Genomic DNA, 21,452 nt, shown 5'->3' with positions numbered 1-21,452 from the left:
CAGGTGCCGGACAGCCGCCGGAGCCGGCCCGGTGCGGCACACCGACGTGTTTCGATGATGCAGTGACCCGCCTCGCTGCCCGGACGACCGTCCTGCTGACCACCGTCGCCCTCGTCGGCACCGGCGTCGCCCTGCTGGCCGGGTGCTCGGCGACACCCGGCGGGACCGACGCAGGAGCCGGCACCGACGCCGGCACCGGCACGTCGGCGACGGCGCACGCCACGGCCGGTGCCCTCGGCGCGGGCTTCTCCGACCCGACGCAGCCGCCGGCACCCGAGGCCACCATCCACCCGGAGCCGGGTTCGTGGTCCGGGGTCCACGCCCCCGACGACTACGACGTCGTGCTGCTGTCGGACGCCGGTGACGCCCACGACGCCCCGACCCGGACCCTGCTCGACGCCGTCGCGTCGTGGGCGGCGGACGAGGACGTCACCGTCACGAGGGTGTCGGCGACGGACGCCGACGACCGGATTGCGGCGGTCACCCGGGCGATCGACGAGCGGTCCGACCTGGTGATCAGCGTCGGCAACCACATGGTCGACCCGCTCGCCGCGGTGTCGCCGACGGCGCTCCACCAGCAGTTCCTGGTCGTGGGTGCCGAGATCGCCGAGCCGACGTCGAACGTGACGGCCGCGGACTGGACCGGCGGCGGCTTCCGTGGCGAAGGACTCGGACCGTCGAGCCACTACGACCCGTCCACCTTCACGGAGGAGCGCGCCGACCGCGCACTGCGCGCGGGTCTGGCGGCCGTGCTGCACGACCTGCGCGGCATCGTCGTCTGGGTGCGCTGACCCGAGCCGGCGCGGGTCCGTCGCTACGCCGGCTCGGCCTCGAGCACGAGCGCGCGCACCTGCGACGCGGCACCGAGCGCCACGGCGTCCGACCCGAGGGTCGACTGCGCCAGCCGGATCGTCGCACCGCTCACCGGGGGCTCGGCCGCGATCGCCGCGGTGATGGCCGGTTCGAGCAGGTCCCACGACCGCGCGATGCCGCCGCCGATCACGATCGTCGTGACGTCGAGGATCCCCGCGGTGAGCAGGGCGGCGCGCGCCAGGCCCCACCCCGCGGCCTGGAAGACGGCAGCGGCGTCCGTGTCACCGGCACGTGCGGCGACGGCGACGTCACGCGCCGACAGCCGCCGGCCGGATCGTTCGGCGTACCGGTCGGCGATGCCACGCGCGCCCGCGATGGTCTCGAGGTGTCCGATCTGTCCGCAGGTGCACAGCGCGTCACCGAAGCCCGGCACGTGGCCGATCTCACCGGCGGCGCCGCGCGGCCCCGCGAACAGCCGTCCGCCGAGCACGAACGCACCGCCGACCCCGGTGCCGAGGGTCATCCCGAGCACGTCGGACTCCCCCGCGACGGCACCCGTGGCGATCTCGCCGAGCAGGAACGCGTTCACGTCGTTGTCGAGCGTCGCCGGCACACCGAGGGCGTCGTTGACCGCGCGGGTCACGCCGTAACCGGCCCAGCCGGTGAACGAGTTGCCCGTCACCAGGACGGTGCCCGTGGCCGCGTCGACCACGCCGGCCGCGCCCACCCCGACACCCGTCAAGGAGGCCCGGTGCCGGACGAGCAGGCCCGTCACCGCCCCGACGGCGGCCGTCACGATCGCCGCCCCGCCCGCGTGGGCGGGCGTCGGCAGGTCGACGCGGTCGACGACCTTGAGGTCGGGGGTCGTCAGGACGACCTTGGTGTTCGTGCCGCCGACGTCGACGCCGGCGATCACCCGGGTCACGCGGTCACCGCCGCGAGCGAGGCGAGACGCGCCGTCCGACGCTGCCGTTGCAGGACGGGGTCGGGCACGGGTACGGCGGCGAGCAGGCGCCTGGTGTAGTCGGTCGTGGGGTGCAGCAGCGTCGTCCCGGTGGTGCCCTGCTCCTCGACGACGCCCTGGCGCATCACCACGACGCGCTCGGCGAAGTGCTGCACGACGGCCAGGTCGTGCGAGACGAACAGGCACGCGAACCCCAGGTCGTCCTGCAGTTCACCGAGGACCTCGAGCACGGTCTCCTGCACGCTGACGTCGAGCGCCGAGGTCGGTTCGTCGGCGACGAGCAACCGCGGCTCGAGCACCAGGGCACGGGCGAGCGAGACCCGCTGGCGCTGCCCGCCGGAGAGCTCGCGGGGTGCACGCGAGGCGAGGGACCGCGGCAACCGGACGGCGTCGAGCACCTCGTCGATCCGCCGACGACGGTCCGCCGACGACATCCCACGGCGGTGCACGGCGAGCGGTTCGGCGATGCACTCCGCCACGGACATCCGGGCGTCGAGCGAGGCCACCGGGTCCTGCAGCACGACGCCGATGCCGGACCGGAGCGCACGGCGATCACGACCACGGGCGCTGCGCAGGTCCTGCCCGAACAGCGACACCGTGCCGGACGTCGGCGTGATGAGCCCGAGCGCCACCCGGGCTGCGGTGGACTTGCCGGAGCCGGACTCGCCGACCAGGCCGACCGTCTCGCCCGCGTGCACGGCGATGTCGATCCCCTGCAACGCGTGGACGGCGCGCGCCCCGCGCCCGAACGTCACCGTGACGTCCCGCAGGTCGACCACCGGGGCCGCACCGGGCCTCCCGGCCGCCGCGTCAGCGGACCCCGCGTCGACCGAGGCGGCAGGACGGTCGCCCGCCACGTCGAGCCGCGGCACCGCGGCGAGCAGCCGCTTCGTGTACTCGTGCTCCGGACGGAGCAGGACGTCTTCGACGCTGCCGGTCTCGACGATCTCGCCCTGCAGCATGACCGCGACGCGGTCTGCGAAGTCCGCGACGACGCCCATGTTGTGCGTCACGAGCAGCACGCCCGTGCCGGTGTCGACGGCGAGCTTCCGGAGCAGTTCGAGGATCTCGGCCTGCACGGTCACGTCGAGTGCGGTCGTCGGCTCGTCCGCGATGAGCAGCTTCGGCGAGTTCGCGATCGCCATCGCGATCACCACGCGCTGGCGTTGCCCACCCGACAGCTGGAACGGGAACGACCGCGTGCGCGACTCGGGGTCGGGGATGCCGACGCGGCGGAGCAGGTCGACGGCCTCGGCCGCGGCCTGCGCGGCGGTGACCGTTCGGTGGTTCCGGATCACCTCGGCGATCTGCGCGCCGACCCGGGTGAGCGGGTCGAGGGCCGTCGCGGGCTCCTGGAAGACCATCGACACCGTCGAGCCCCGCAGGGCACGGAGCGACGGTTCGGGAGCGCCGACGACCTCGTGACCGGCGACGAGCGCGCTGCCCGTCGCCGTCGCGTTGCCGGAGAGCAGCCCCATCGCGGCGAGCGCCACCGTGGACTTGCCGGAGCCGGACTCGCCGACCAGGGCGAGCGTCTCGCCGGGCGCGACCGTCAGGGACACGCCCCGCACGGCCGACACGGTGCCGGACTCGGTGCTGAACGAGACGCCGAGGTCGGTCGTCCGCAGGATCGGTTCGGTGGTCATCAGCGGCCCCTCACGTCGAAGGCGTCCCGGAGTCCGTCGCCCACGGCGTTGAACGCGCAGACGATCAGGATCACGGCCAGACCCGGCGGCACGATGAGCCACCAGCGTCCGGAGTACGCGGCGGTGAGTCCCGCCGAGAGCATGCCGCCCCAGTCCGTCGCGGGCGGCTGCACGCCGAGCCCGAGGTACGAGACGTAGGCGACGAGCAGGATCGCGTCGGCGACCTGGAAGGTCGCGGCGACGACGATGGTGGACACCGAGTTCGGCAGCAGGTGCTTGCCGATGGCGCGGGCGTGCGAGCCGCCGATCGCGCGCAGGGTGAGCACGTAGTCGCGGTTCTTCAGCGTCAGGGTCTCGGCGCGGATCAGGCGGGACGGCACCAGCCACGAGACCAGCCCGAGGATCAGGATGAGCCCGGCGACACCGGGGGTCGTGATGGCCGAGATGACGAGCAGGATGAACAGCGCCGGGATCGCGATGCCCGCGTCGACGACGCGCATCATCAGCGCGTCGACCCAGCCGCCGACGTAGCCGGCGACCGAACCCCACAGGGTGCCGACGACGGTGGCCAGGACGCCGGCGGCGATGCCGACCATGAGCGAGACCTTGCCGCCGTACATCAGCCGGCCGAGCACGTCGTGGCCGACGGCGTCGGTGCCGAGCCAGTGCGCCGCGCTCGGACCCTGGTTCGCCTGCTCGAGCAGGGTGTGGGTCTGGTCGGTCGGGTACAGGAAGGGCCCGACGAAGCAGAACAGGACGATGACGACGATCACGGCCAGGCCGATCACGGCGAGCGTGTTGCCGCGGAACCGGCGGGCGGCGAGCCGGAACCCGGTGGCCGCGACGGTGACGGGAGCGCCCGGTGCTTCGGGTGCCAGTTGTACGGCGCTCATGCGCGGCTCGCCTTCACTCGCGGGTCGATGAGGGACTGCGCGACGTCGGCGAGCAGGGTGCCGATGACGGTCGCGATGGAGATGACGAGGACGCAGCCGAGCAGCGTCGGGTAGTCCGACGACTGCGCCGCGTTCCAGAACAGGAGCCCCATGCCGGGGTAGTTGAACAGCTGCTCGGTGACGAGGGCACCGCCGAACAGCACGGGCAGGTAGTAGCCGAGCATCGCGACGACGGGCGTCAGCGAGTTCCGGAACACGTGCCGGCGCAGGATCGTCATCGTCGAGGCACCACCGGCGCGGGCGGTGCGGACGTAGTCCTCCTGCAGGTTCTCGAGGGTCGAGGCCCGCATGTACCGGCTGAACACGGCGATCATCGCGAGCGCTCCGGTGACGACGGGCAGGACGAGCCCGGCGGGGTCCTGGAACACCTCGGCGAGCGTGGTGCCGCTCGGCGCCTGCGACGGCAGCCACGGCAGCTGCTGGCTGAACACGATGATCAGGATGAGGCCGAGGAAGAAGGCCGGCGTCGAGTAGAAGACGAAGGCCAGCGCGGTGGCGGCGTAGTCGACCGCGCCGTTGCGGCGGGCGGCCTGGAGCATGCCGACCGGGATCGCGATGACGAGGCCGAGGACGGCGGAGATGCCGGTGAGGACGAGGGTCTTCGGCAGGCGTTCGGCGATGAGCTGCGACACCGGTTCGTTGAGCGTGTACGAGGTGCCGAGGTCACCGGTGAGCAGACGACCGAGGAACCGCAGGTACTGCACCGGCAGCGCCTGGTCGAGTCCCTGCGCCTGGTTGAACGCCGTGATCTGCGCGGGCGTCGCGGAGACGCCGAGGACACCGCGGGCGGGTCCGCCGGGCAGCGCGTGCAGCAGGCAGAACACCACGATCGTGACGATGAGGATCACCGCGAGCGCCTGCAGGACGCGCCTGGTGAGGTAGAGAGCTGTGGTCATGCGGCTTCCGATGGTCGGATTGGAGACGTGCGAGGGACGGGAGGCGCGGTGCGCGTCGGGCGCGCACCGCGCCTCCCGTCCGTGGTCACGGTCTTACTTGTTCCACTTCCACTGGGCCGGGTGGAAGTTGGCGAGCGAGTCCTGGTCGAACCCGGACAGGCCCTTCTTGACGACCGAGATCTGGTAGTCGGGGCTCGGCAGCCAGATCACCGGCAGGTCCTTCGCGACCGCGGCGCTGTAGTCCTGCACGGCGGTGGCGTCGGTCGAGGTGGTGGTCGCGTCGATGAGGTCGTCGACCTCGCTGTTCGAGTAGCTGCCGAAGTTCGCCGAACCACCGGTCGAGAAGAGCGACTCACCGGTCGGGTAGGCCGGGAAGTACCAGCTGCCCGCGGTGCCGAAGAACGACAGGTCCCAGTCACAGCTGGCCTCGTCGCTCGTGCAGGTCGGGGTCTGCGAGAGCACGCTCGACACCGGCGCGGTCTTGATGGTGAAGCCGATGCCGGTCTTCGCGAGCGAGGACTGGATCGCGCTCATCATGTTGTCGGTCACGGTCGAGCCGGACTGCGACAGGACACCCATGGTGAACTTCGTGCCGTTCTTCACGCCCTCACCGCACTGGCTGTCGGACGTGCCGGGGTCGGTGCAGACCATCGTGCCGCCCTGCTCCTCCCAGCCGTGGCTGGTCAGCAGGTCCTTGGCCTTCGACGTGCTGAACGGGTACGGGTTGTCCTTCTGCACGTCGGAGACGTAGTCGGACTCCTGCGCCTGCGGGATCGGGCCGTAGGTCGAGGTGGCGGTGCCGTTGAAGACGACCTTCGACAGGGACTTCTGGTCGATCGACATCTGCACGGCCTGGCGGGCGTACAGCTGCTTGAAGACGGCGCCCATGTCCGGGTTGTTGAAGTTGTACGGCATGTAGGTGATGGCCCAGCCGGTCCACGGCTCGACCTCGTAGCCCTTCGCCGTGAACGAGGACTCCTGGTCCATGTCCGTGGCGTTGATGTAGCCGTAGTCGACCTCGCCGGAGCGGACCGCGTTCACCTCGGCGTCGGCCGTCGTGAACGGCAGCAGGTTGACGGTCGTGATCGAGGGCTTCTCGCCGCCGTCGTACTTCGTGTTCGCGGTGAGGGTGACCTTGCCGGCGGTGGTGAACGCCTTCACGCCGTAGGGACCGGAGATGGTCTTCCACAGGTCGTCGGTGGCGTAGTCGGAGATCTTGCCGGCCGCGGTGTTCAGGTACTTCCAGACCTGCTTCGCGCCGGCGGTGGTCTCGTCGGCGTCGGTGACCTTGGCGCTCGCGCTCGTCTTGTCCCAGGCGTGCTGCGGCAGCGGGATGATGTGGCTCAGCTGGTTGGCGAGCATCCAGTCCGAGTTGTACGCCTTGTCGAACGTGATCGTGAAGTGGGTGTCGTCGACGGTCTTGAACGAGGTCCAGTTGTCCGGCGCCTTGCCCTTCGAGTACGAGCCCCACTGGTCCTTGTTCGCCTTGATCAGGTTGAACCAGAACTCGACGTCGCGGCTCGTGATCGCCTCGCCGTCGGACCAGTGCCGGTCACCGAGGGTGATCTCGACGCTCTTGCCGTCGTCGGCGAACTCCGCGTCCGTGGCGACGGACCCGTCCTTGTTCCACGCGATCTTGCCGGTGGAGCCGTCGTACGCGACGAGCGGCTCGTACAGCGACTGCGCGATGGAGCCGTTGTTCGTGTTGAGGTGCGCGGCGGTGCCGATCGGCAGGATCCAGTTGGGCGTGAAGTTCGCAGGAAGGGCGTAGTTGATCTCGTCCGGATTCGCGTTCGAGGTGGCGGAACCGCCCCCGGAACATCCGGCGAGCAGGGCGCTCACGGCGATCGCTGCTCCGGTGAGGAGCGCCCAGCGGCGGGGCTTGGTCATGTGTGTCTCCTGGTGCGTGGGAGTTCTGGGGAGGTGGAGCACGCGTGCCGAGCGGCACGGACACAGTCAATGGCCAAAGCCGTTGGAAAAACAAACATCTTCGTGTAAAAACTGCGTTTCTGCCGTTTGGACGAAAGGGTGAACGGGCCGTTCCGCCGGTTAGGCTCCGGGTGTTCGGTCGGTTCGACCGTCGTTTCCCCCGGATTGGAGAAAGTCGTGACGGACCTCTCTGCTCGCGTCCTCGAACTCGTCGCGTCGGGTCAGGCCGCGAGTCGCACCGAGATCGCCACACTGCTCGGCGCCGCTCCGTCGACGGTGTCGCACGTCGTCACCCAGCTGCTGTCGCACGGGCTGCTCGCAGAAGAGGGCACCGACGTCTCGACCGGCGGGCGTCCCCGCAAGGTCCTCCGCATCGGCGGCGTCGACGAGTACGCGGTCGCCGCGGACGTCGGCGGCGGGCACGCGCGGGTCGGGATCGTGCTGCCGGGAGGCGCGCTCGAGTCGGTCGCGAACGTCCCGTTCGCACTCTCCGACGGTCCGACCGCCGGCCTGCAGCGACTGGCCGGCCTGCTCGAGCGGCTCGCCGACGACCGTGGCCGCGCCGGTCTACGCGGGGTCGGGCTCAGCCTGCCCGGTCCCGTCGACGTCGAGGCCGGTGTCGTCGACCTGCCGAGCCGGATGCCGGGCTGGAACGGGTTCCCGGTGGCCGCCTGGCTGTCCGACCGCTTCGGCCTGCCGGCGATCGTCGACAACGACGCGAACTGCATGGCCGCCGGCGAGCAGAGCGTGCAGCCTCCGGGACGCCGGCAGACCATCACGATCAAGGCCGGATCGGCGATCGGCGCGGGCATCGTCATCGACGGCCGCCTGTACCGCGGGTCCACGGGTTCGGCCGGGGACATCACCCACGTGCGGATCGACGCCGCCGGTGACACCCCCTGCTCGTGCGGGAACACCGGGTGCCTCGAGACCGTCGCGTCCGGAGCTGCCCTGGTGCGGATCCTGTCGGGCGCCGGGGTCGACGTCTCCTCGACCGCCGACGTCGTCCGACTCGCCTCGGACGCCCACCCCGAGGCCACCCGTGCCGTGCGCCTGGCCGGTCGGTACCTCGGCGAGGTGCTCGCGGCCAACGTGAACTTCTTCAACCCGGACGCCGTCTACCTGGGCGGCATCCTCTCCACCCTCGACCCGTTCATCGCGGCCGTGCGCAGTCAGCTCTACGAGAGCTGCCACCCGCTCATGACGCAGCACCTGGCCATCGAGCCGGTGTCGCTCGGTGCCGATGCCGGGCTCGTCGGTGCCGGGCAGTTCGCACTGCAGCGGGGCCTCGCCGCGTCGCTCGAGGAGCTGTCCACCCCCATCCCGCAGTCCACCACCAGGAACAGGAGCGTCCGTGTCTGAGACCGTGCCCGCCACCCCCGCCGTCCCCGCCGGTGCCCGTCGTCCGGTCGTCGCCATCGCCGGGCTGGCCATCGAGACGTCGACCTTCACCCCCACCCGCACCCACGCACCGGCGTTCCACCCGGACCGTGGCGACGAGGTCGTGGCGCGGTACCCGTTCCTGTCCGCGATGTCGGACGCGGCGGACTTCCGCGGGGCGCTCATCGGGCACGCGCTGCCCGGCGGCATCGTGGACCGGGCGTCGTACGAGGAGCTCGCGGCCGAGATCGTCACGCGACTGCGCGCGATCGTCGACGCCGAGCACGTGGACGGCCTCTGGTACGACATCCACGGCGCGATGGTCGTCGAGGGCCTCGACGACGCCGAGGCGGACCTGCTCGGCCGGATCCGTGCGGTGATCGGCCCGGACGTCATCGTGTCGGCGTCGATGGACCTGCACGGCAACGTCACGGGCGAGCTCGCCCACCAGGTCGACCTCGTCACCTGCTACCGGATGGCCCCGCACGAGGACGCCATGGAGACCAAGGAACGTGCCGTCCGGAACCTGGTCGACGTGCTCACCACGCGTCCTGCCGGAGCGCAGCGCCCCGTGAAGGCCTGGATCCCGATCCCCGTTCTGCTGCCCGGCGAGCAGACCTCGACCCGCCTCGAACCCGCCGCCTCGCTGTACGCCCAGGTGCCGCTCGTCGAGCAGACCGACGGCGTGCTCGACGCGGCGATCTGGGTCGGCTACGCCTGGGCGGACCAGCCCCGCGACCAGGCCGTCACCGTCGTCACCGGGTGGGACGAGGCCGCCGTCGCCGCCGGGGCCGAGCGCCTCGCCCGTGCCTTCTGGGACGTCCGCGAGGACTTCGTCTTCGTCGCACCCACCGGCACGTTCGACGAATGCCTGGCCGCCGCGCTCGCACCCGGTGCCGCACACCCCTACTTCGTGTCCGACTCCGGCGACAACCCCACCGCGGGCGGCTCCGGCGACATGACCTGGGGACTGACGCAGGTGCTCGCGAACCCGGCCTTCGCGAGCGCCGACGGCCCCACCCTGATCTACGCGAGCGTCCCCGGTGCCGCCGCCGTGGCGACCGCGGTCGAGGCCGGTGTGGGTGCGACCGTCACGGTGACCGCCGGTGCGTCGGTCGATGCCGTGCACGCCGGACCGATCACCATGACCGGGCGGGTCCACGCGGTCAAGCACGGCGACCGCGACGCCGAGACCGAGGTCGTGCTGCAGGTCGGCAGCGTCTTCGCGATCCTGACGAAGCTGCGCAAGCCGTACCACCACGAGCACGACTTCACCGACCTCGACCTGGCACCGCGGCAGGCCGACGTCGTCGTGGTGAAGATCGGGTACCTCGAGCCGGAGCTGTTCGACATGGCCGCCGACTGGATGCTCGCGCTCACCCCGGGTGGTGTCGACCAGGACCTGCTCCGCCTCGGGCACCACAGGATCGAGCGGCCGATGTTCCCCTACGATCGAGTGTTCCCCGAGGCCCCGGACCTGACCGCCAGGATCATCCCGGCCTCGGACCAGCCACTCGGAGCCTCTGCATGACCCCTTCGCCCGTTGCACTCGAGATCGCGGTCACCTCGCCGCAGGGTGCGGTCGTCGCACGGGACGGCGGGGCTGACCGGGTCGAGCTCTGCGTCGGGCTCGAGCTCGGCGGGCTGACCCCGTCGCAGGCCCTGGTCGAGACGACCCACGAGACCGGGATCCCGGCGCACGCGCTGGTCCGGTGCCGCCCCGGCGGGTTCGTGCACACCCCCGACGAGGTCGAGCTCATGGTGCGCGAGGTCCGGACGGTCCTGCGCTCCGGCGCCGCCGGTGTCGTCGTCGGTGCGCTGCGCCCGGACGGGACCCTCGACGAGGACGCCCTGCGCCGCTTCGTCGGCGCCGCCCGCTCGGTCAGCACGACCGCCGAGGTCACCCTGCACCGGGCGATCGACCACGCGGTGGACCCCGTCGCCGCAGCAGCCACGCTCGCCGCCCTCGGGTTCACCCGCGTGCTGACCTCCGGCGGCGCCCCCACCGCGGGAGCCGGCGCTGCCATGATCGCCCGGATGGTCGACGCCGCCGGGCCCGTGCAGGTCATGGCCGGTGCCGGTGTCACCCCGGCCGACATCCGGGCGCTGGTCGCGACCGGTGCCGCCGCCGTGCACCTGTCGGCCAAGCGTGCCGCGCCGGACAGCGCCCACGCCGGGGTCCCGATGGGCGGCGCCGACGACGGTTCCGCGCACTTCGTGACCGATGCCGAGGTCGTCGCGGCCGCGCGACGCGCCCTCGACGCCTGACACTGGTCTCAGAACAACTGCGCCGGATTTTCTGACTTGTGCCGCTACCTCAGAAAATCTGACCGCTGGGTTCTGAGATCACACCGACCACACGGGAGGCGCGGGGCCAGCTCGCAGCGCGCCTCCGGTCCGATCACGACAGGTCGCGGGAGGACGTCGGCATCCTGAGGATCGGCCGATCGGCCTGCTCGATCGCGACGGCGATCGTGTAAGCCCGCTGCGCCGTCACCTCACCGAACGCGACGAGTTCCTCGAGGACAGCACGCGTGTCTCGAGTGACGATGCCCATGCGCCCGGCCACTCTGAGCGACCCGCCGTCCTCACTCATCCAGACGCTTCCCGCGAACTCCGCGCGGGTCCGGAGCAGGTGGAGCGTCTGACTCTCACCGAGGTGTTCGAGGGGCTTCTCGTCGCCACCGCCGAAGCGAGCCGTGCGCACCGCTTCGATCTGCAGCTGATCGACTACATCGCGGAACTCGATCGCCGGACCGAACCAGTCGTGGAGGTCCAGCCGGGCGAGGTTCGGAACATGGGCTGTGGAACGCTCGATCTCGAACGCAACGGCTTCCACAACCCTCCCTGCACCGTGGAGGCTGGCACGCAAGAGGTCGAGTTCGTCGACGGCAGCGAAGTTGCAGATCAGCGAGTTGTCCGGAAACCAGTGGAGCGCCACGATCAGTTCTCGGTCATGCCGGCTTCTGGGACCGGTGTCGATCCATCGTCCAGCGCGAAGAACTCCTCAGCATCCTGCGGTGCCCACCCAAGGAGCGTCGCGACGGGCTTCACCGTCGTGTCGCCGTCGCGGTAGGCATCGAGGGCAGCGTTGACGAGCAGCCAACTCGGACGTGGCTCCCCCGCAGCGTGCGACAGGTCGACGTACTCGGCCGCTTTCCCGAGCTGCATGTAGATCGAGCGAGCGCGCAGGCCGATCAGACCTGCTCGGTCGGTCTCGCCGATGTGCTTCTCGTTGAAGAGCCGCCATGCCATCGACTCGGGCGAGAGCTGGAAGTGCCCGACCAGCTCCGGGAACGCCGCTGCCGTCGAGCGCCCGCCGATCGCCGCGCTGAGTTCGTCCGCGGGGGCGAGGAAGGCCGCGGCGAAGCTGTTCGCGCGCCGCTCGACGTTCGAGCGCGCCGTCCCCATTCGTTCCTCGAGCATGCCCTGACGAGCATCACCGAAGGCGATGTGCGCGAGTTCGTGCGCGAGCGTGAACCGCTGACGCAGGGGCTGGTCGGTGGTCGCGAGGAGGGTCACCCGGCAGCGCGCGTCCTCGTACGAGAGACCGTCGATCCCCTCCGGCAGGTCGGTGACGACGACCATCACGCCGAAGACGCGTTCGATGGCCGAGATGAGATCGTGCGTCGACAGGCCGCCGAGCGGTCGACCGATCGCCGCGACGAAGCGACGCGCGAGCTCAGCCGCCTCCACCGTGTACCAGCTCGACCGTTGGGCGAGTTGCGGGAGCTCAGGCAGGACCAACGGGCGGTCGACCGCTGCGAGGCCACGAACGCCAGTGGCGAGGAGTTCGACCGTCCTCGCCCCCGCTTCGTCATCGACACCAGCGAGCCGGGCGCGCTGGGCGAACACCGGTCGGAACGGCTCACGTCCAGTGATCAGCCAATCGACGCTGCGACGGCCCACGTCGGCGATCCTGGCCAGTTCAAGGGAGGAGAACCGTCGCCGACCCGAGAGCGACTTCGAGAGTTTGCTCGCGTCGATGCCGATGGAGGCTGCGAAGTCCGCTCGCCCGAGGTCGACCGATGTGATGACGGCTTCGACACGTTGTTCCAGGGATTCGGCCATGTCGCCAGCATACTTGCGATTATCGCAAACGGCAACACATCACATGCAGCGCTTGCCAGCGTGACCGAGCAACGGACAGGAGGCACGGTGCCAGCTGGCACCGTGCCTCCCGTCCGCCGTCAGCGCGTCAGCGCTGTCAGCCCTTGACCGGGATCGACTGCGCCTTGAGCGCCGCCACCGTCTTGGACTGCCCGGACTCGAGTGCCTCGAGCAGCGTGCCGTCACCGGACGCCGCCGAGCCGAAACCGTCGGAGACGTCCGAGTAGGTCTGCGTCATCGTCGGACCCCAGGTGAAGGGCTGGATGTCCTTCGCTGCGGTCGCGAACTCCTCGTAGATCTTCTGGTTGCCGTAGACCGGGAGTCCCTCGGTCAGCGCGGGGAGCTCGGCGCCGGTGGAGGACGCCGGGTAGAGGTTGGCCTCCTTGTTCAGTGCGGACAGCGCCTCGGTCGAGGTGTTCAGCCAGACCAGGAACTTCGACGCCTCGGCGGGGTGCTCGCTGCCGGCGAAGACGACGTTCGACGAACCGCCCCAGGCGGCCGACTTCGACTCGCCCTCGCTCCACTGCGGCATCGGCGCGACGGCCCACTTGCCGGAGGTCGACGGCGCACCGCTCGAGATGGTGTTCGCACCCCAGACGGCGGAGACCCAGGTCCAGTCCTGGCCGCTGTCGTACGCGGCGTTCCACTGGTCGGTGAAGCTCGGCAGGGTGTTGACGAGCTTCTTGTCGATCAGGTCCTGCCAGTAGTCGGCGACCTTCTTCGACTTCGCGTCGGTCAGGTCGACCTTCCACGAGTCACCCGAGTTCGCGAACCACTGGCCGCCGGCCTGTGACACGAGCCCGGCGAACTGGTTGACGTCACCCTTGGCGAAGTTCGTGATGTTGCCGCCGAGCGCCTTGATCTTGACGGCGTCCTCGGCGTACTCCTCCCACGTCTTCGGGGCGTCGAGCCCGGCCTTCTCGAACAGGTCCTTGCGGTAGTACAGCGCCATCGGACCGGAGTCCTGCGGCACGGCGTAGACGGACTTCGACTCGCCGAAGGTGACCTGGTTCCAGAGGCCGTCGGAGAAGTCCTTCTTCGCCGCCGAGATGCCGGAGCACGCACCGATGTCCTCGAGGCCGCCCTGCACCCGGAAGGCCGGCAGGGTGTCGTACTCGACCTGGCCGATGTCGGGCGCCTGCTTCGCCTTGAGCTGGTTGAAGAAGTTCTGGTACGTCCCGCTGTTGCCGTTCGCGACGATCGAGGTCTTCACCTGGATGTCCGGGTTCGCCTTGTTCCAGATGGCGACGACCTTGTCCATGTTCGGCACCCAGGTCGTGAAGTCGAGCGTGACCTTGCCGCTCGAGGGCTTGCAGCTCGCGGCTGCAGTGTCGGAGGAACCGCCGCCGCTGCCGCTGCCGCCGGCGCTGCAACCGGCGAGGGCGACGGTCGCGGCGACCGCCAGGGCGGCGACGCTGAGGAACTTCGTTGTCTTCATGCTGTTTCCGTTCGGGATGTGGTGTGGGGAGGGCTGGTGTGCGGAGGGAGTGCTGGTCGGGTGGCTACTTCAGACCGCCGGACCCGAGGCCGGAGCGCCAGAAGCGCTGCAGGCTCAGGAACGCGATGAGCAGCGGGATGATCGAGACGAACGACCCGATGAGCACGAGGGTGCGCAGGTCGGGGTACTGGTTCACGCTCGAGTTCCACGTGTAGAGGCCGAGCGTGACGGGGAACAGCGACGAGTCGCGGAGCATCACGAGCGGCAGGAAGAAGTTGTTCCAGACGGCGACGAACTGGAACAGGAAGATCGTCACGAGGGCCGGCGACATGAGCCGGACGGCGACGGTGAAGAACGTGCGGACCTCGCCGGAGCCGTCGATGCGCGCGGCCTCGATGATCTCGTCGGGCACGCTCGACGCCGCGAACAACCGCGACAGGTAGACGCCGAACGGGCTGACGATGCTCGGCAGGAACACCGACCAGAACGTGTCGGTCAGGTCGACCTGGCTGAAGATGAGGAACAGCGGCAGGGCGAGCGCCGTGGCCGGCACGAGGACGCCGCCGAGGAACGTGTTGAACAGCGCCTCACGCCCACGGAACCGGTACTTGGCCAGGGCGTACCCGCACATCGCCGACAGCACGGTGCCGAGCAGCCCGGCGACACCGGCGTAGGCGATGCTGTTGAGCAGCCAGCGCAGGTAGATGCCGTCCTGCCGGGTGAACAGCTCGGCGAGGTTCGCGAAGAAGTCCTGCACCGAGGTCGCGCTGAACCACAGCGAGAACGTGGTGTTGAAGTTCGCGGCCGTCTTGGTCGACGAGACCAGCAGCCAGAAGATCGGCAGCAGGAAGTACAGGGTGAAGACACCCATCACGATCATCGCGGCGCTGCGCGAGATGACGCTCTCCCGCGGCCCGCGTGCACCGTGCTGGTGCGGACGGGAGGCCCGGTTCGGCTCGAGCGGTCGGCCCGCGTCGCGCACGGTGTCGCCCGGGGTGGGTGCGTGGACGGTCACTGGGCGGCCTTCCGCTGGGTCAGTCGGAGGAACCCGATCGACAGGATGAACGTGGCGAGGGCGAGGACGACCGAGAACGCGGCCGCCAGGTTGAAGTTCGGCACCGACGAGGTCGAGTAGACGAGCATGTTGGGCGTGAACGTCGACGAGATCGTCGAGGTGAACTGCCGGAAGACGGTCGGCTCGGTCAGCAGCTGCAGCGTCCCGATCACCGAGAACACCGCGGTCAGCACGATCGCCGGCACGACCAGGGGGATCTTGATCGACAGCGCGATCCGGAGCTGCGAGGCCCCGTCGAGCTTGGCGGCCTCGTAGATCTCGGCCGGGATCGCCAACAACGACGAGTAGATGATGAGCATGTTGTAGCCGACGAAGACCCAGGTCACGACGTTCGCGACGGCCCAGAGCACGGTGCCGGACCCCAGGAAGTCGACCTTCGAGGTCACGGCGGAGAACGGCGACAGGTCCGGGGCGTAGAGGTAGCCCCACATGATCGCGGCGATGACACCGGGGACCGCGTACGGCGCGAAGAAGGCCAGGCGGAAGAACCGCTTGCCACGCAGCAGCGGGGAGTCGAGCAGCAGCGCGAACAGGAGCGCGAGCCCGAGCATCACGGGGACCTGCACGACACCGAACAGCAGCACGCGGAGCACCGAGTCCCAGAACGCGCTGTTCTGGAACACGAGCGCGTACTGGCTCAGCCCGCCGAACACCTGTGTCGGGGCGCCGAACGTGCCCTGGCGCTCGATCTTCTGCAGCGACTGCCACACGGCGTACAGGATCGGGACGAGGTAGAACGCGGTGAACAGCAGGGCGAACGGGACCACGAAGATCGCGATCGCCAGGCGGTAGCGGGAGCCCCCGCCCCGACGACGGACGGCGCGGGGCCGCTGGGTGGTGGTGGTCATGATCGGTTCCTGTCGGTGCGGATGATCTGGGTGCTGCCGGCGTCGAGGACGGTGACGCCGTCGACGGGTCGGTCGGTGACGAGCTCGTGGCCCGTGACGGTGTGCGAGGCGGGCTGGTCGGAGTGGTTGAGCAGGAAGACCCACTCGTGCTGGTCGTCGCGGCGCCGGACGACCTCGACACCCGGTGCGGTCGCGGGATCCGGGGAGACGCCGGCCTCGGCGAGCACGCGGCGGAGCAGGTCGCGCAGCGCGTCGGCCTCGAGCACGGTGGACGTGTACCAGGCGGATCCGGCGCCGTGGTCGTTGCGGGTGACCGCGGCGGAGCCGGCGAGCGGGCCCTCGGCGTACTCGACGACGCTCGTGGCGCCGCGCAGCGCGACGGGCTCCGACCACACGGTGCCGGTGGTGCCGTCGGACAGCGCGATCGCCTGGTCCGCGGCGAGCGGCAGGAACTCGTCGACCCGGATGCCGAGCAGGTCGCGGAAGGCGCCGGGGTAGCCGCCGGTGCGGACCCGGTCGCGTTCGTCGACGATCCCGCTGAAGAAGGTGACGACCGCGTGGCCACCGGCGGCGACGTGGTCGGCGATCACGGCGGCGTGCTCGTCGCGCACCAGGTAGAGCTCGGGGACGACGACCGCGGCGTAGCCGTCGAGCGGGGCGCCCGGCGCGACGACGTCGACCGTGACCCCGAGGTCTCGGAGCGCGGCGTGGAACGCGTGCACCTGCTGCAGGTACCGGAGCGCAGTGGTGGGGTGGGCCTCCAGGTCGGCGGCCCACTGGTTCTCCCAGCTGAAGACGAGCGCGACCTCGGCGACGACCCGGGATCCGCGCAGTTCGCCGAGCCGCTCGACGAGCGCCCCGAGGGCGACGACGTCGCGCCAGGTGCGCGAATCGGTGCCGGCGTGCGGCAGCAGTGCGGAGTGGAACTTCTCGGAGCCCTGCACCGACGCGCGCCACTGGAAGAAGCAGACGCCGTCCGCGCCCCGGGCGATGTGCGCGACGGTGTCCTGCAGCATCTGGCCCGGTGCCTTCGCGACGTTGTGCGGCTGCCAGTTCACGGCGCCGGTCGAGTGCTCCATCAGCAGCCACGGGGCTCCGCCGGCGAGTCCGCGGGTGGTGTCCGCGGCGAAGGCGAGCTCGGCGTGCGGGCGGGGCAGGCGGTGGTCGAGGTAGTGGTCGTTCGCGATGACGTCCATGTCGGCCGTCCACGACCAGTAGTCGAGCGCGGTGATGTGCGCGGCGACCATGAAGTTCGTGGTGACGGGCTTGTCGCTCAGTTCACGGAGCACGGCGGCCTCGGCACGGTGGTGGCCGAGGAGTTCGTCGGACGAGAACCGGTCGAAGTCGATGGTCTGCGCGGGGTTCGTGGACGACAGCGTCGCGCGGGGCGGCAGCACCTGCTCCCACGCCGAGTACCGCTGGCTCCAGAACGAGGTGCCCCACGCGGCGTTCAGTTCGTCGACGGTGCCGTAGCGGGCACGGAGCCAGCCACGGAACGCCTCGGCCGAGACGTCGCAGAAGCAGTGCGCGTTGTGGCAGCCGAGCTCGTTCGACACGTGCCAGAGCTTCACCGCGGGGTGGTCGCCGTAGCGCTCCGCCGTGGCGCGGACCAGGGCGAGGGCGAGCTCGCGGTACACCGGGGAGCTCGGGCAGAACGCCTGCCGCCCGCCGGGCCAGCGCGTGGTGCCGTCCGCCACGACGGGCAGGACCTCGGGGTGCAGCGTGGTGAGCCACGGCGGGGTCGAGGCGGTGCCGGTGCCGAGGTCGACGCCGATGCCCGCGCCGTGCAGCAGCTCGATGACGGTGTCGAGCGCGGTGAAGTCGTACTCGCCCTGACGCGGCTCGACATGCGACCAGCCGAAGACGTTGATCGCGACCAGGTTCACCCCGGCCTCGCGCATCAGCCGGACGTCCTCGACCCAGACCGCAGGGTCCCACTGCTCGGGGTTGTAGTCGCACCCGAAGGCGAGCCCGGTCGAGCCGAGCCCGAGCGCCCCGGTGGCGGGCGTCGGCAGGGTGGTCGTGGTCACGTCAGGGTCCTCGCTGATCGGGGCGACCGCTGCCGCTCCGGTCGTTGACGACCCCTTCGACGGCGAAGGTCTCCCAGGTTCTGGGAGCGCTCCCAGTCCAGCCGGACCGAACGGGTTCGGATCGTTCTGGGAGCGCTCCCAGAGTGAACACCAGAAGCGGACCGCTGTCAACAAGACGCGTGCTGGAGCCCGTCGTGGGACGGATATGGTTGCCGCATGTCCGAGGTCCGAACCGCACGCCAGCGCGCCACGATCCAGGACGTCGCCGACGAATCAGGACTCTCCCGGGGCACCGTTTCACGGGTCCTGAACGACGAACCGTACGTGTCGCCCGAAGCCCGCGAAGCCGTGCGGGCAGCCGTCCGGCGCGTCGGCTACGTGCGCAGCGCGGCGGCCCGGAGCCTGGTCACCCGACGCTCCGGAGCGATCGCCCTGATCGTGCACGAGCCGTCGGTCCAGGTGCTCGACGACCCGAACATCGGCAACATCCTGATCGGCACCAACACGGTGTTGTCGCAGGCCGACCAGCAGCTCGTCACGATCATGGTCGACTCGGCCCGCGACAACGAGCGCGTCGTCGAGTACCTGCGCGGCGGGTTCGTCGACGGTGCCATCGTGCTGTCCGCCCGCGACGGCGACCCGATCACCCGGGCGATCGAGGAGATCGGCATGCCGGCGTGCTTCGTCGGCCACCCGTCCGACGCCGCGAACATCTCGTACATCGGCATCGACAACCGCGCGGCCGCCGAGCAGATCACCCGGCGCCTGGTCGCCACCGGCCGAAAGCGGATCGGCATGCTCGCGTCCGGGCTCGACCGCGACTCGGGGCAGGACCGACTGGCCGGCTTCACCGCGGCGCTCGGCGACCGCTTCGACCCCGAGCTGGTGGCCCGCAACCCGCTGTTCAGCTACACCGCCGGCACCGAGGGCATGCGTGAGCTCCTCGACCGGGCCCCCGACCTCGACGGGGTGTTCGCCGCCTCGGACGCCGTGGCCGCCGGCGCGATGGACGTCCTGCAGCGCAGCGGCCGGTCGGTCCCCGGTGACGTCGGCGTCGTCGGCTTCGACGACAGCGCCTGGGCACTGCGTTGCGACCCGCCGCTGTCGACGGTCCGACAACCCGCGCACACCCTCGGCGAGAGCGCGGCGCAGCAGGTGCTCGCGCAGATCGCCGGTGCCGACGAGGGCCCGCACGGACTCATCCTGCCGACCGAGGTGGTCTGGCGCGGGTCCGCCTGAGCACCACCCTCCGACCGGCGGCTCGGTAGCATGGCCCGGTCCCCGTCACCGTCGACCGGTCCACCCCGCGAAGGAGCCCCGATGCCCCCGACCCCTCCCCGGATCGGCCTCGTCGGCGCCGGCGGCATCGCCCACGCGCACATGCCCGGCCTGCTCCGCCTCGGCCCGGTCGTCGTGTACGCGCAGGACGGTGCACCGGAGCTCGCGGCGGCGTTCGCCCCTGCTGCAGCCGCCGTGGGGTCGTCGATCACCGTCGTCGACTCGCTCGACGACCTGTTCGCGGCCGTCGACGTCGTGGACGTGGTGACGCCGACCTTCGCCCACGCCGAGGTCGTGCGGGCCGCACTCGCCGCCGGCAAGGACGTCGTGTCGGAGAAGCCCCTCGCCCGGACCGACGCCGATGCCGCGGACCTGGTGGCCCGTGCGCAGGACGCCGGCCGACAGCTCTTCCCGGCCCACGTGGTGCGCTTCTTCCCCGCGTACGTGCGCCTTCACGACGCCGTCACCACGGGCCTCCTGGGCGACCTGGCGGTCCTGCGGTTCGTGCGCTCCGGGGCCTTCCCGATCCGCACCGCGTGGTTCGCCGACCGGGCACTGTCCGGCGGCATCGTGATGGACCAGATGATCCACGACCTCGACATCGCGCGGTGGGTCGCCGGACCCGTCACCACGGTGTCGGCGGTCGGCGTCCGTGCCGGCACCGAGGCCGAGCCGGTGGAGGCAGCACACGTCCTGCTCACGCACGAGTCCGGGGCGATCAGCCACGTCGCCGGGATCTGGGGACCGCAGCACCTCGCGTTCTCGACCGAGTACTCGGTGACGGGCACGCGCGGCAGCCTGGCGCACCGGTCGCTCGACGAACAGGACTACGTCGCCGACCTCGCGGTGCCCGACGCCGCGGACGGCTTCCTGCCCGAGGTCGACCCCGCCGACGACCCGTACGGGCTCGAGCTGGCCGAGTTCCTCGGGGCGTTCGCTGGCGGTGCCGCTCCGCGGGTGACGGCGGCGGACGGCGCCGAGGCGGTCCGGATCGCGAACGCGGCACTCGAGTCGATGGACACCGGGCAGCCGGTGTCCCTGACGACGGGAGCTCGCGCGTGACCGCTCTGAAGATCGCCGTGATGTCGTTCGCCCACACCCATGCGATCGGCTACCTCACCGCCCTCACCGCGATGCCGGGGGTCGAGGTCCGCGGTGCCGATCCGGGCGGCGTCAGCACCGGCGAGACCGTCATCGAGCTCCGCGGCCGCGACCTGGCCGACGAGCTCGGGGTCGACTACGCGGAGACGTACGACGAGCTGCTCGCCTGGGGCCCGGACGCCGTCGTCGTCACGAGCGAGAACGCCCGGCACCGCGAACTCGTCGAGGCCGCGGCCGCCGCCGGTGCGCACGTCCTGTGCGAGAAGCCGCTCGCGACCACGTGGGAGGACGGCCTCGCGATCCGCGACGCCGTCGAGGCGGCGGGGGTCATGCTCATGGTGGCGTTCCCGGTGCGGTTCACCTCGGCGTTCGACAAGCTCCGCGCGGCGCACGACTCCGGGGCGCTCGGGCAGCTCTTCTCGGTCCGCGGCGCGAACAACGGCATGCTCCCCCTGACCCGGTCGTGGTTCACCGAGCCGGAACTGTCCGGCGGCGGCGCGATCGTCGACCACGTCGTGCACATCGCGGACCTGCTCGAGGGCCTGATGGGGTCGGCACCCGTCACCGTGACCGCGGTGGCGAACCGCACACTGCACGCGGCCCGGGCGCAGGCGGAGACCGCCGGACTCGTCACGATCACGTACGCGAACGGCGTCGTCGCCGCGATCGACTGCTCGTGGAACAAGCCGGACACCTCGGCGGTGTGGGGTGGACTGACGCTCGACGTCGCCGGGACGGGCGGCACGGTGTCGCTCGACTTCTTCGGGGCGGCTGCTCGCGGGATCGTCGCGGAGACCGGGCTGCCGATCGAGTCCCGTTACGGCGCCGACCCCGATGCCGCGATGCTCCGGACGTTCGTCGACGCCGTCCGGGCGGGCGTGCAGCCGCAGCCGGACGTGCACGTCGGGCTGCGGACCCTGTCGATCGTGCTCGCGGCGCAGGAGTCGGTGGTGTCGGGCCGCACCGTGCCGGTACCCGCCGAGTAGCGACA

General features: G+C 70.8%; 18 protein-coding genes. 7 read left to right on the top strand and 11 right to left on the bottom strand.

Annotated features, from left to right (window positions below):
• Positions 1 to 62 precede the first annotated feature (62 nt).
• On the top strand, positions 63 to 791 hold the full coding sequence (locus EDF33_RS04125) for a hypothetical protein (protein WP_132099351.1): 729 nt from the start codon (positions 63 to 65) through the stop codon (positions 789 to 791).
• A 23-nt stretch (positions 792 to 814) separates the two neighbouring features.
• On the opposite strand, the gene EDF33_RS04120 is transcribed toward EDF33_RS04125, so the two are convergent.
• The 5 genes from EDF33_RS04120 to EDF33_RS04100 form a co-directional block, all read right to left on the bottom strand.
• Positions 815 to 1,738 (bottom strand): ROK family protein, encoded by a 924-nt coding sequence (locus EDF33_RS04120; RefSeq protein WP_207906626.1) that lies wholly within the window; start codon positions 1,736 to 1,738, stop codon positions 815 to 817.
• A complete protein-coding gene (locus EDF33_RS04115) occupies positions 1,735 to 3,423 on the bottom strand; it encodes an ABC transporter ATP-binding protein (RefSeq protein WP_132099350.1) in 1,689 nt (562 codons plus the stop codon). The genes EDF33_RS04120 and EDF33_RS04115 overlap by 4 nt, the downstream gene beginning before the upstream one ends.
• Entirely contained in the window at positions 3,423 to 4,316 is an 894-nt protein-coding gene (locus EDF33_RS04110; protein ID WP_111085912.1) for an ABC transporter permease, read from the bottom strand. Before EDF33_RS04110 ends, EDF33_RS04115 begins: the two co-directional genes overlap by 1 nt.
• Entirely contained in the window at positions 4,313 to 5,272 is a 960-nt protein-coding gene (locus EDF33_RS04105) for an ABC transporter permease (protein ID WP_123294582.1), read from the bottom strand. Before EDF33_RS04105 ends, EDF33_RS04110 begins: the two co-directional genes overlap by 4 nt.
• A 93-nt stretch (positions 5,273 to 5,365) precedes the next feature.
• Positions 5,366 to 7,162 (bottom strand): peptide ABC transporter substrate-binding protein, encoded by a 1,797-nt coding sequence (locus EDF33_RS04100; protein ID WP_132099349.1) that lies wholly within the window; start codon positions 7,160 to 7,162, stop codon positions 5,366 to 5,368.
• 216 nt (positions 7,163 to 7,378) lie between these two features.
• Between EDF33_RS04100 and EDF33_RS04095 the strand changes: the two genes are divergently transcribed.
• Genes EDF33_RS04095 through EDF33_RS04085 form a run of 3 tightly spaced genes read left to right on the top strand, consistent with a single transcriptional unit; the run spans position 7,379 to position 10,849 of the window.
• A complete protein-coding gene (locus EDF33_RS04095) occupies positions 7,379 to 8,563 on the top strand; it encodes an ROK family protein (RefSeq protein ID WP_111085915.1) in 1,185 nt (394 codons plus the stop codon).
• On the top strand, positions 8,556 to 10,112 hold the full coding sequence (locus tag EDF33_RS04090) for a M81 family metallopeptidase (protein WP_243692347.1): 1,557 nt from the start codon (positions 8,556 to 8,558) through the stop codon (positions 10,110 to 10,112). The genes EDF33_RS04095 and EDF33_RS04090 overlap by 8 nt, the downstream gene beginning before the upstream one ends.
• Positions 10,109 to 10,849, top strand: coding sequence for a copper homeostasis protein CutC (locus EDF33_RS04085; RefSeq protein ID WP_132099347.1), 741 nt, complete (start codon positions 10,109 to 10,111; stop codon positions 10,847 to 10,849). Before EDF33_RS04090 ends, EDF33_RS04085 begins: the two co-directional genes overlap by 4 nt.
• 133 nt (positions 10,850 to 10,982) lie before the next feature.
• Here the strand turns inward: EDF33_RS04085 and EDF33_RS04080 are convergent, their stop codons facing one another.
• The 6 genes from EDF33_RS04080 to EDF33_RS04055 form a co-directional block, all read right to left on the bottom strand.
• Complete coding sequence (locus EDF33_RS04080; RefSeq protein ID WP_123937252.1) at positions 10,983 to 11,522, bottom strand: hypothetical protein; 540 nt, start codon at positions 11,520 to 11,522, stop codon at positions 10,983 to 10,985.
• 2 nt (positions 11,523 to 11,524) lie between these two features.
• Entirely contained in the window at positions 11,525 to 12,652 is a 1,128-nt protein-coding gene (locus EDF33_RS04075; RefSeq protein ID WP_132099346.1) for an XRE family transcriptional regulator, read from the bottom strand.
• A gap of 136 nt (positions 12,653 to 12,788) precedes the next feature.
• The gene (locus EDF33_RS04070; protein WP_132099345.1) at positions 12,789 to 14,129 is read right to left on the bottom strand and encodes an extracellular solute-binding protein; all 1,341 of its coding nucleotides are present in this window, start codon (positions 14,127 to 14,129) and stop codon (positions 12,789 to 12,791) included.
• 64 nt (positions 14,130 to 14,193) lie between these two features.
• Complete coding sequence (locus EDF33_RS04065; protein ID WP_243648935.1) at positions 14,194 to 15,144, bottom strand: carbohydrate ABC transporter permease; 951 nt, start codon at positions 15,142 to 15,144, stop codon at positions 14,194 to 14,196.
• Complete coding sequence (locus tag EDF33_RS04060; RefSeq protein ID WP_123294575.1) at positions 15,141 to 16,052, bottom strand: sugar ABC transporter permease; 912 nt, start codon at positions 16,050 to 16,052, stop codon at positions 15,141 to 15,143. Before EDF33_RS04060 ends, EDF33_RS04065 begins: the two co-directional genes overlap by 4 nt.
• On the bottom strand, positions 16,049 to 18,082 hold the full coding sequence (locus tag EDF33_RS04055; RefSeq protein ID WP_132099344.1) for a beta-galactosidase: 2,034 nt from the start codon (positions 18,080 to 18,082) through the stop codon (positions 16,049 to 16,051). The genes EDF33_RS04060 and EDF33_RS04055 overlap by 4 nt, the downstream gene beginning before the upstream one ends.
• A gap of 216 nt (positions 18,083 to 18,298) precedes the next feature.
• Between EDF33_RS04055 and EDF33_RS04050 the strand changes: the two genes are divergently transcribed.
• The 3 genes from EDF33_RS04050 to EDF33_RS04040 all read left to right on the top strand — a co-directional run bounded on the left by EDF33_RS04050 (position 18,299) and on the right by EDF33_RS04040 (position 21,447).
• A complete protein-coding gene (locus tag EDF33_RS04050) occupies positions 18,299 to 19,321 on the top strand; it encodes a LacI family DNA-binding transcriptional regulator (protein WP_131844878.1) in 1,023 nt (340 codons plus the stop codon).
• An 81-nt stretch (positions 19,322 to 19,402) separates the two neighbouring features.
• Entirely contained in the window at positions 19,403 to 20,422 is a 1,020-nt protein-coding gene (locus tag EDF33_RS04045) for a Gfo/Idh/MocA family oxidoreductase (protein WP_131844879.1), read from the top strand.
• Positions 20,419 to 21,447, top strand: coding sequence for a Gfo/Idh/MocA family oxidoreductase (locus EDF33_RS04040; RefSeq protein WP_243692346.1), 1,029 nt, complete (start codon positions 20,419 to 20,421; stop codon positions 21,445 to 21,447). The genes EDF33_RS04045 and EDF33_RS04040 overlap by 4 nt, the downstream gene beginning before the upstream one ends.
• Positions 21,448 to 21,452: the final 5 nt, after the last annotated feature.

The sequence above is a fragment of the Curtobacterium sp. PhB146 genome (assembly GCF_004342995.1).
In the GTDB taxonomy this organism is placed as follows: domain Bacteria; phylum Actinomycetota; class Actinomycetes; order Actinomycetales; family Microbacteriaceae; genus Curtobacterium.
Note: the sequence above shows the minus strand (reverse complement) of the source record. Positions and strands in the feature narration are given on the sequence as shown.